We start from the raw sequence: 11,213 nt of genomic DNA, 5'->3' as shown, positions 1-11,213 counted from the left end.
AATAGAATGCATACAATTTTAGGCTACTTGTGGCAGTACATCACGAATCCTAAAGCAATTATCGCCTTGTCATTGTTCGTGGCATTGATGTCTTCATATACTTCAATTCCTCGTCATATATTCTGGGCTTTAGCAACTGCCTATGCTTTGGGTCTTATTGTTTATGGTATCTATTGGCTTATTCAACGAAGAAAGCATGCTGCTCAGGGCGAAGAGCTAGCTGAAGCAATTGAAAAAGACAACCAAGCTGAATATGGCAAAAATAAAGATAAAGAAGAGCTTCAGCTTGTTAGTCAACAAATGAAAGAATCAATTCAACTGATTCGTAAATCTAAGTTGGGTGATAAAAAAGGGAATGCTGCACTATATGAGCTTCCTTGGTATATGGTTATTGGTAACCCAGCCGCGGGTAAAAGTTCAGCTATTTATAATTCTGGTTTAAAGTTTCCTTTCGAAGAAACGCATCAAAAAATGGTATCTGCTGGTTTAAGCGGTACTCGAAATTGTGATTGGTTTTTCTCTACAGAAGGTATTTTGCTCGATACAGCGGGCCGTTATTCTGTTTATAGCGAAGATCATTCTGAGTGGTTAGGTTTTTTAAATATTTTAAAAAAGAACCGTTCTAAAGCTCCCGTTAATGGTTTGATTTTAATTGTTAGTATTGCTGAGTTAATTAGTCAAAGTCCTGAAAACTCGTTAAAGCTAGCTAAAAATTTACGTGCTCGTATTCAAGATCTAACCGAACGTTTAGAAGTAGTTGTGCCTGTTTATTTAGTCTTTTCAAAGATGGACTTGATTGCAGGTTTTACCGAGTTTTTTGAATTTTACGAAGCTCAAGAATATAACCAAGCTTGGGGAGCAACGCTTCCATATGAGCAGAGTTCTTCTCATAACGCGGTAGATTTGTTCGAAAAACATTACACCATTCTTTATGATGGTCTAAAAGGGGTAAGTTCGACTCATTTAAGTCGCCGTCATTCGCAAAATATCTCACCAAGTGTAATGACTTTTCCATTAGAATTTAAAACATTAAAACCAGCTTTAAAAAGCTTTATTGGTACACTTTTTGAAGATAATCCATATCAATTCCAACCTGTTTTCCGTGGTTTTTACTTCACCAGTGCCTTGCAGGAAGGTGTCATTGAAAGTCCAATGACTGAACAAATTGCACAAGAATTCCAGCTCACTCAAATTGCTCAAAGTGATTTAAAAGATCATTCAAAAATTACGCCTAACCATGGCTATTTCTTAAATGGTCTATTTTCAGATGTTATTTTAAAAGATAAAGATCTTGTTAAGCAGCATGTAAATACGGGTAGAAAACGTCAACGCTACATTGCATTTATTGGTGCTTTAGCGGGCGTTTCCATTATTCTTGGCGTATGGGTTTGGTCATATCGTAATAACCAACAATTGATTGGTGAAGTTCAAGCTGATTTAAATAAGGTTGTTCAATTAGAAAGAGCTTCAGGTCAGCAGCTGTCTACTCAATTAGAAGCTTTACTGATTCTTCAAAGACGTCTACAGCAGTTAGACGAGTTTGATGAAAATAGACCACTTAAGTTTAGTTTTGGTCTATATCAGGGCAATGAGCTTCGTGAAAAGCTAAAAGCCGAATATTTAAAAGGTGTTAAGCAAATTGTATTGACACCGACACAGCAAAATATTGCTCAATATTTGCAGCGTGTAAAAAATAATGAAGCGACATTAAAAGCGAATCATACGAATGTGGAGATCAAGCAAACTGCTCAGTCTCAACAATATTTAGAACCTTCAGATACCAATCCTCAAGATGCTTATAATGCATTAAAAGCGTATTTAATGATGAGTAATCCACAATACATGGATGCAAGTCATCTGAGTGATCAGGTTACGCGTTTCTGGCGTTCTTGGTTAGACGCAAATAAAGGTCAAATGCCACGTGCAGATATGATTCAGGAAGCTGAACAAATCTTGTCGTACGCAATGACTTTGGCAAATGATAAACAGTTCCCAATTTTAGAAGCTGACTCTCAAATTGTTGATCAAACACGTCAAGTATTGCTCTCTGTTGTTCGAGGAATGCCTGCGCGTGATCGTGTTTATAACGAAATAAAAATGCGTGCAGCAGTACGTTTCCCTGCGTTGACTGTAAGTCAGATTGTGGGTGAGGCTAATAAAAATGTTGTATTAGGTAGTTATGCATTACCGGGTGTGTTTACCCAAAAGGCATGGAATGACTATGTAGAAAAAGCAATTGAAGAAGCGGCAGATAAGCCAACAGATAGTAAAGATTGGGTGCTAAATAGCCGTCAATCTGATGATTTAACTTTCTCAGGTAGTCCAGAGCAAATTAGAAAGCAACTGACAGCGCTCTATAAGCAAGAATATATTGCGGAATGGAGAAAATTCTTAAGTGGTATTCATTATGCTAAAGCTGGCCAATTTGCTCAGCAAGTAAAAAATATTGATGTTTTAGGTGAGCCGCAGAACTCTCCAATTAGAACATTAATTGAAAGAGTGGCAATTGAAACAAACTGGGATAATCCAGTTGTACAAGCTGAGTTGGCGGCTCCACAAAAAGGATTTATTGCATGGTTTAAGCGTAAGGTTTTAAATCATGATGATAAGACTGCTAATCAAGTGGCAACTAATGCTCAGGGCGCTATTTCTCAAGAATACCAAATGTTCTATCAGTTGGTTCGCAAACGTGATGATCAACAAGGTAAATCATTACTTGATGAATATATGACAAATTTAGCCCTTGTTCGTAGCAAGTTTAATGAGCTTAAGAATGCAGGTGAAGTCGGGCCTAATGCGATGACATTAGTCAAGCAAACCCTGAATGAGCAAACTTCTGTATTTAACCAAACGCAAAAAATTGTAGATGAAAAAATGGCGGTTGGTTTTAGTGAAATTGATCAGCGATTACTACAAAAATTAGTAGTTAGCCCACTGACACAGGCTTTCGAGAGCTTAATTACGCCAACACAAGACGAAATTAATAAATTATGGGTCATGCAAGCCTATCAGCCATTTACAGCAAATCTTGCTAAGAAATATCCATTTAATTCATCAGCTTCTTTACAGGCAACAAGTAGTGAAATTGGACAAATCTTAGGTGAAAACGGCAGCATTTCTCGTTTTGTAAAAGAAAATCTTGATCCATTTGTGATTCGTCGTGGCTATACATTAACGTCTAAGACATGGAAGGATTTAGGAATTAGTTTAAATCCTCAATTCGTCATGAATTTCCAAAGATACGTTACGCCATCTAATGGTATGGCAACAGGTGAGTTGAATAGTCAAGCTCCTGCTGCGCCTGCAACTAATCAATCTAACTTCCAGTTCTACCCAATTCCAAATCCACAATTGCTTTCATATACCGTGGATATTGATGGTCAACGCATGACTTATGAGAATGGTGTGCAACAGTGGGTGAACTTCATTTGGCCAAATCAAGGCAGTATTCCAGGTGCTCGAATTACCGCTGTAGATTTACAAGGTCAAACGCATACGATTTTTGATGAGCCGGGTGAATATGGTATTAATCGCTTAATTGATAGTGCTCAGCGTAAAGAACAAAATGGCGGATTTGAAATGCTTTGGCGTAGTAAAACCGACCCATCATTAGTTGTAAAAATGAATTTCCGTCTGATCAGCAGTAATTCAGGCAGTATTGGCTCAAGCCGTGGTTATGCAGGTATGCAACTAGTGGATAAAGTCACTGCCGACAAAGCTGCTCGCGTGGTGTCTGCTCAGCAGGCGCCAGCTCAAGCAGCAGCTCCAGCAAAAACAGAAAATCCTGTTTCAGCACTTGCTCAGCCTTCTGCGGGAGTTAAACCATGACATGGAAAATAACCTCTATGCGAAAGGAGGAGCAATCATGCAAACATTAAAAACAACTCCTTTGTATTACGGCAAAAGTCCTGCACGAGGCGACTTCTTAAAAACAAAAGGTCAGAATGCTTTAATACAGTTGCTTGATCAGTGGATTACTGAAGCATTGGAATATGCAATGCAATCGGGCAGCTTTAAAGAAGCTTATAACACGTTGCCTTCGCTCGACTTCTTTATTGCGAATCCTAAAGAAAATATGTTTTTAGCGGCGAACCTTCTCGCAAGTGAAGATAGTTCGGGTCGATCTTTTCCAATGGTACTCAGCCATTTATTAGAAATTGATTTACCGTATGATAATTTGCTATATGCGCCATATAGCTATAAACATGTACTTGTTGATTTATTTCAAAACAATCGTACTTTAAAAGGAATTAAAGATTCCGATCTGTTACTTGGAAAATTAGGTCACTTACAAAATCAAATTCAGGTTTTAACTGAACGCGAGTGTGTAGGTTTCTATGAAAATCATACGATGCATTCATTTGCTCAATTAATGAAACTCAGTATTTATGAGTTAGCGCAAAGTATGATTGGGCTAGGATTATTACTTCAGCCAATTCTACAAAATGGAACTAGTCGCTTAAATAAAGTTTTAATTTTGCCTATTAATAATCCTGCTTACAGTTATGAAATAGCAGCCTTTTGGGTCAGTATTATTTGTCGCTTTTTAAAGGAACATAATACTGAGGTGTTGATAGGTTTGTTACATCGAGAGCAACCCGTATTGTTCTTCGGTTTTCAAGGGGCTGATATTTTAGCCCTGAGCGATATTTTTACTCAGAATATGGATAGTAAACATTGGGTTTCTTTAATAGAAGCTCAGTGGATTGATACTTATTTGGAGCAAAATGCTGGTTTAGCTACGCTAGAACAATCATTATGCCAACGCCAATTAAGTTTAAATCAAGGCTTAAAACTATTTAGACAGACTTTTTTGGGTGAATAATAATGAATCAACGAAATCAAACTAAACTTACACAGCTCATAAAAGGCTGTTTTATCTATGCGATTGCTAATTATGCTTTGGCTCAGCCTATTGTTGTAGAAGGTGTGGTTCCAAATGAGGCGAGTAAACAGGCTATCTTATTAAAAATGCAATCTGTTTATGGTGCTGATCAGGTTGTAGATAAAATACAGGTGAGACCCGTCGCTGCTCCAAATGGGTGGAGTGATTCTGTTACACGAGTTATTACACCTGACTTAAAAAAAGTTTCGCAAGGCAAATTAAGCGTAAATGGTACTCGATTTGAGCTAAGTGGAAAAATGCTGAATCCAGCAGATATTCAACCTACTATTCAATCTTTTCAAGGGTTAGTACAGCCACCATATCAACTGTATTCACAGTTATCAGTCAATCAGGCTGAGCAGAAAATCATTGATGACGCACTTAAAAATCGAATTATTGAGTTTGAATCTGGTAGTGCGGTTTTAACTGATGCGGGTCAAAAAATTCTAGACGAGATGGCTGTTGCCTTGAATAAAGTAGGAGGCAAAAAAGTCAAAATCGTAGGACATACAGATAGTTCAGGTGATGCGACTAAAAATTTGAAACTTAGCCAAGATCGTGCGTTAGCAGTAAAAAACTATTTGATTAGTAAAAGTATTCCTGCCGACCATTTATCTGCGGAAGGTTTAGGTTCATCTAAGCCTGTTGCAGATAATACTTCTCCAGAAGGCAGAAAGAAAAACCGTCGAATTGAGTTTACTGTTCTATAAATATAAGGAGAAGAACATGGCTAGCCCTTACATTACGATTGGATGCCCAACAACTGGTGGAGGGCAAGTCATTTCAGGAAACAGTACATTTTTAATTGATGGAATTGCAATTGCCTGTGTAGGAGACAAGGCGACTTGCCCGTTACACAAAATAGTTGCAACGATTGTATCTGGAGATCCGAATATGCTTGTCATGGGTAAATCAGCAGCGCGTGTAAATGATTCATTATCATGCGGCTGTAAATTATTGCCAAAACAGAGTTTAGTTAATCAAGGATAAGGGCCGAGATATTTTTATATACATATAAATATCTACCAAAACATATTAACGCTTGAAATGATGAGTAGTTTGTCTGATAAAGCTGAATTTTGTTAATATACAGGCATTATGATTTTAAGCATTAAATTATTTAAAAATATTGAGAGTAATGATGAGTAATTTAAAAATTTTAATTACAAAACTTTCTACAGTTGCGCGAACTGCTTTAGAAAAATCGGCTAATGCTTGTGTTATTCAACAAAATTATGAAATTGAAATTGAGCATTTATTCTTAGAGTTACTTAATCAATCTTTAGAGAATGATTTAAAGATTTTATTAAAGAAATATAAAATTTCATCTGAAGCTTTGGCTGATGATTTAAAAGAAACAATTTCTCAATTACCGAAAGGTAATTCAAGAACTCCTATTTTTGCTAAATCTATTGTTCGTTTGTTTGAACAAGCATGGTTATTGGCTTCGGCTGAGCAAAATCCAGTTATTCGCAGTGGTCATTTATTAGTTGCGTTATTAACTGCACCTGATTTATATCAAATTGCGACTCGTGCTTCGAGTTTATTTGATCTCTTACCAATTGATTCAATGAAACATAAGTTTCTTGAAATTTGTGAGAAGAGTGTTGAACAACAAGATGAAACAAAAGCATCTTTAGGTGAAGCTGAAGCAACAGACGCGAATGTACCAAATACTAAAACTGCTAAAACACCAGCACTTGATCAATATACGATTAATTTAACTGAAAAAGCGAAAAAAGGCGGTATAGATCCAGTTATTGGGCGTGAATATGAAATTCGCCTAATGCTCGATATTTTAATGCGTAGACGCCAAAACAACCCAATCTTAACTGGAGAGCCAGGCGTTGGTAAAACAGCTGTGGTCGAAGGTTTAGCTTTAAAAATTGCTCAAGGTTTAGTACCAAACGCCTTAAAAAACGTGCATTTACATGTATTGGATATGGGACTTTTACAGGCTGGAGCAAGTGTTAAAGGAGAATTTGAAAATCGTCTAAAACAAGTGATTCAAGAGGTTCAAGCTTCTGCTCATCCTATTATCTTATTTATTGATGAAGCGCATACTTTAATTGGTGCAGGCGGACAAGCTGGGCAAAATGATGCTGCAAATCTTTTAAAACCAGCACTTGCGCGTGGTGAGTTGCGTACCATTGCTGCGACTACTTGGGCAGAATATAAACAATATTTTGAAAAAGATGCTGCATTGAGTCGACGTTTTCAGGTGGTAAAAGTTGAAGAGCCAACCGAAGAAGTTGCCGTAGATATGTTGCGTGCGATGATTCCTGTCATGCAGCAGCATTTTAAATTACAAATTGATGATGAGGCGATTGTTACAGCGGTTCACTCTTCACATCGATATATTAGTGGTCGTCAACTCCCGGATAAAGCAGTTAGTGTTCTTGATACGGCAGCAGCACGTGTTGCGTTGACCCAAAATGCCCAACCTGTAAAGCTTGATCAGTTAAAGGCTCAAGAGCACAACTTAAAGCTTGAACAGCAAATTTTAGAAAATGAACATCGTCAGATTCCAATTCATCATGAACGATTAGAAACTTTAAAAGCTAATTTAGAATCTTTGCAAAAAGAGATTCATGAAACTGAAGAGCAGTGGAAAAAAGAATTAGAACTTGTTCATAAAATTCAGGAATTAGAAGCACAAAATCATTCTAATGAATCTGAAGCTTATGATCAGATTAATCTACTGCGTAAAGATCTTGCTGAAATTCAAGGCCAGCAACCATTAGTATTTGAAAGAGTAAATTCTCAAATCATTAATGAAATTATTTCTGATTGGACTGGAATTCCTGTTGGAAAAATGGTTAATGATGAAATTAAACAGATATTAACGCTTGAAGATAAATTGGGCGAGCGTGTAATGGGGCAAGATTATGCACTTACACAATTAGTTCAAGGCATTAAAACTTCAAAAGCAAGACTTGAAGATCCGAATAAGCCACAAGGTGTTTTCCTTTTGGTGGGACCAAGTGGTGTCGGTAAAACTGAAACAGCATTAACGTTGGCAAATGAATTATATGGTGGCGAGCAGCATTTAATCACCATCAATATGTCTGAATATCAAGAAGCACATACTGTATCTTCGCTTAAAGGGGCACCTCCTGGGTATGTGGGATATGGTCAAGGTGGTGTTTTAACAGAAGCTGTTCGCCGCAACCCTTACAGTGTTGTGTTGCTTGATGAAATTGAAAAAGCACATAGTGATGTTCAGGAACTGTTCTATCAAGTATTTGATAAAGGTACTTTAGAAGATGGCGAAGGACGAGTAATTGACTTTAAAAACACCACTATTTTGTTGACTTCTAATGCTGGCTCAAGCGCGATCATGCAAGCTTGCTTAAATACACCAGTCGAAGACTGGCCGACAGCTGAAGAGTTGATTGACCATTTAAAACCAAGTTTATATAAGCAATTTAAGCCTGCATTTTTAGGTCGGATGAGAGTTGTGCCATATTTCCCATTGCATGACGATCTACTTGTACGAATTATTAAACATAAGTTAGGCAAGATCACAGCAAGAATTGAAAAACAATACGGTACACAAGTCCAGTATTCTGAAGATTTGGTAGAGCTGCTTTTAAGCCGCTGTACAGAAGTCGATAGTGGTGCACGTAATGTTGATAATATTTTAAATTCTACGGTGTTACCTGCATTGGCTACAGAAATTTTAGTGGCTTTAGCAGAGCAAAAGTTGCCAAAAATTATCATGATTGATGCTAAAGATGACGAAATTCAATATTTACTAGATCCGGTCGCAAAAGCTGCTAAAAAAAGGACCAGTAAAAAGTTGAAGTCAGAAGTTTAAAATTGAATAGAGCTAAAATTAGATGAATATTGATATTTCTGAACTCCTTGAACCCATTAGTGATAGCTTACCTTGTGGTGATGACTTTTCATTTTCTAATGAATTTCATGAAATCAAAAAGGCGAAAACACAAGATGATCTATTGCTAGATCAAGGCGATTGGGTTGCTGAGCGAAAACAAGCTGACTGGGATTTTGTATCAAATAAAACGAGTGTTTTGCTAACAGAGAATACTAAAGATATTCGTCTATTAACTTGGCTCATAGAGGCTTGGACTCATCTTTACGGTTTTGAAGGTATGGCGAAAGGCTTAACTTTAAGCCATACCATGCTTAATCAATACTGGCAGGAAATTCATCCTGTTATTGAAGATGATGACTTAGATCAACGCATTGGTTTATTACAGGGTTTAATTAATCAGTTGCCTGGCTTGTTGAAGAAAGTCTCTTTAACCAATACTGTTCCTTTTTATAATTTGCTTGATTACGATAATTTTCTATATCACGAGAACATTCGTCGTAAGCAAACTGAAGAGTACGATAGTCAGTCGGGACCATCGGAGTTAGAGCAGTTCGATCAAGCTATTTTTAATACGTCTAAAACTTTTCAATATTCTAATTATCAAGATTTTAGCTCAGTCTTAACCGAGTGGGATGTTTTAAAGCAAACCCTTGACCATTTAATGGGACTCGACTCACCAAGTTTTGGTGCAATTGATTCAGCATTTGAAACCATTCACAGCACATTACGCAAGATTTATAAAGCAGAAGCTTTCGGTACTGGACTTACGCCAGTCCAAGAGCAGGCGACTGTCATCACGAGTTCATCTATGGAAAATCAAGTGCCTGTACAAGTTGTTTCAGACCAGCCTGCTTTTCAGCCTCAAGCTCAAACACACTTGGCGAACCGTGAGCAAGCAATGAAAGTGCTGCAAGAAATTGCGGATTACTTTCAGGCAAACGAGCCTCATAGTCCTGTGAGTTATATGCTTCAAAAAACCATTAAATGGAGTCAAATGCCGTTACATGAATGGCTAGCACAAGTCATTAAAGATGAGCATCCATTACAAATGGTTCAGGAAATGTTAGGTGTGCAGCCTAAAAATGAATACGAATAAAGATTGGTAAAGACATATGTTTAAAGCTGAAAAAGTCCTGTGGGGCGAAGGTTTATTTTTAAGACCTCAACATTTCCAAATTCAAGATACTTATCATGAACAACGCTTGAACCATACGGTTCGTGCGGTCGTACCTTTTTCATATGGTATTCAGAAATTAAGTTTCGATGAGGCTCAATTGAGCACACATATTCTTGCTCTTGAGTCTGTAGAGATGATCTGGCAAGACGGTGAAATTTATCAGGCGCCTGCATATGATCTATTGCCTGAGCCAATTTTATTGGATGATCTTAATTTACGCGGTGAGATGCTAATTTATTTAGCATTGCCACTCTTACAAGCAAATAAGCAAAATCTAATTGATCAAAATCAAGCACAAAAGGGCAGATATCAATCACATCTTGTCGAAACGCATGATCTATTTACGAATGCTACTGAAGCAGATATTAGTTTGCTACGCCGCCGTGCTGTTTTTAAATTATTAGATGTACATAGTAATCCAGACAATAATCTGGATGGTTTCTTATATCTGCCGATTGGAAAGATTAAACGTCAAAGTTCGGGCGCTTTTGAAATTGATCGAAAGTTTATTCCACCAATTTTGCATGTGGATGCATCAGAAACACTTATTTCAAATTTAAAAAGAACATTGAACGTTATTAAGGCAAAAATTAAGACGATTCAAACCAATAACCGAGAAAATGAACAGAAATTAATTGAATTCCGTTCTGGTGATATCGTTTCGTTCTGGTTGGTAAATGCCTTAAATACAGCTCATGCTGGTCTAAATCATTTTGTGCAATATCCACAAATTCATCCAGAGCGTTTGTTCTTCGAATTATTGCGTTTAGCAGGTTCATTATTAACGTTCTCGACGGCTTATGATGTCGATCAGTTGCCTGCCTATAAACACCATAATTTACAAGAAAGTTTTTCGCAGTTAGACACGATTCTACGTGATTTGCTCGATACGATTATTTCGAGTCGTTATATCAGCATTGCGCTTAAAGAAATCCGACCGTCATATTGGGTGGGAAGTCTTGAGACCGATAAGATTACTCGAGACACTCGACTTTATATTGCAGTATCAAGTAGTGCAATGCAGACACATGAGTTAATCCAGATTGTGCCTTTACGATTCAAGATCGGTAGCACTTTAGATGTAGAACAACGTGTAGTTGCGGCATTGCCTGCGATTCCATTGCATCACTTAATTCAAGTTCCAACTGCAATACCAGTACGTTCTGGTGTGAGTTATTTCGAGATTGAACCACATCATGAGCTTTATCAGCGTATGTTAGATTCAGAAACGATTTGTATTTATGTTCCGGCTGGTTTCCAAGATATCAGTATTGAACTGATTGCGGTCATGAACGCTTAAGGGTAAAGGA

7 protein-coding genes are annotated in these 11,213 nt (G+C 37.3%); all 7 read left to right on the top strand.

Annotated elements, in window-relative coordinates; translation table 11 throughout:
• Window positions 1-6 precede the first annotated feature (6 nt).
• The 7 genes from tssM (at window position 7) to tssK (ending at window position 11,203) form a co-directional block, all read left to right on the top strand.
• Window positions 7-3,828, top strand: coding sequence for a type VI secretion system membrane subunit TssM (gene tssM, locus K6I41_RS11820; protein ID WP_151987649.1), 3,822 nt, complete (start codon window positions 7-9; stop codon window positions 3,826-3,828).
• A 37-nt stretch (window positions 3,829-3,865) separates the two neighbouring features.
• On the top strand, window positions 3,866-4,825 hold the full coding sequence (gene tagF / locus K6I41_RS11815; protein ID WP_004793188.1) for a type VI secretion system-associated protein TagF: 960 nt from the start codon (window positions 3,866-3,868) through the stop codon (window positions 4,823-4,825).
• Between the two features lie 2 nt (window positions 4,826-4,827).
• On the top strand, window positions 4,828-5,595 hold the full coding sequence (locus tag K6I41_RS11810) for an OmpA family protein (RefSeq protein ID WP_005304028.1): 768 nt from the start codon (window positions 4,828-4,830) through the stop codon (window positions 5,593-5,595).
• 16 nt (window positions 5,596-5,611) lie between these two features.
• Window positions 5,612-5,875, top strand: a complete 264-nt coding sequence (locus K6I41_RS11800) for a PAAR domain-containing protein (protein WP_005304032.1) — start codon at window positions 5,612-5,614, stop codon at window positions 5,873-5,875.
• A 148-nt stretch (window positions 5,876-6,023) separates the two neighbouring features.
• On the top strand, window positions 6,024-8,705 hold the full coding sequence (gene tssH / locus K6I41_RS11795) for a type VI secretion system ATPase TssH (protein WP_250374376.1): 2,682 nt from the start codon (window positions 6,024-6,026) through the stop codon (window positions 8,703-8,705).
• A 22-nt stretch (window positions 8,706-8,727) separates the two neighbouring features.
• Window positions 8,728-9,822 carry a type VI secretion system protein TssA gene (gene tssA / locus K6I41_RS11790; RefSeq protein ID WP_250374375.1) on the top strand — a complete coding sequence of 365 codons (1,095 nt, stop codon included), beginning with the start codon at window positions 8,728-8,730 and terminating at the stop codon, window positions 9,820-9,822.
• 16 nt (window positions 9,823-9,838) lie between these two features.
• Window positions 9,839-11,203, top strand: a complete 1,365-nt coding sequence (gene tssK, locus K6I41_RS11785) for a type VI secretion system baseplate subunit TssK (RefSeq protein ID WP_151827700.1) — start codon at window positions 9,839-9,841, stop codon at window positions 11,201-11,203.
• Window positions 11,204-11,213 lie beyond the last annotated feature (10 nt).

It is taken from the genome of Acinetobacter sp. AS23, from assembly GCF_023612055.1.
GTDB classification, from domain to species: domain Bacteria; phylum Pseudomonadota; class Gammaproteobacteria; order Pseudomonadales; family Moraxellaceae; genus Acinetobacter; species Acinetobacter oleivorans.
This window is presented reverse-complemented; position numbering and strand designations above follow the sequence as displayed.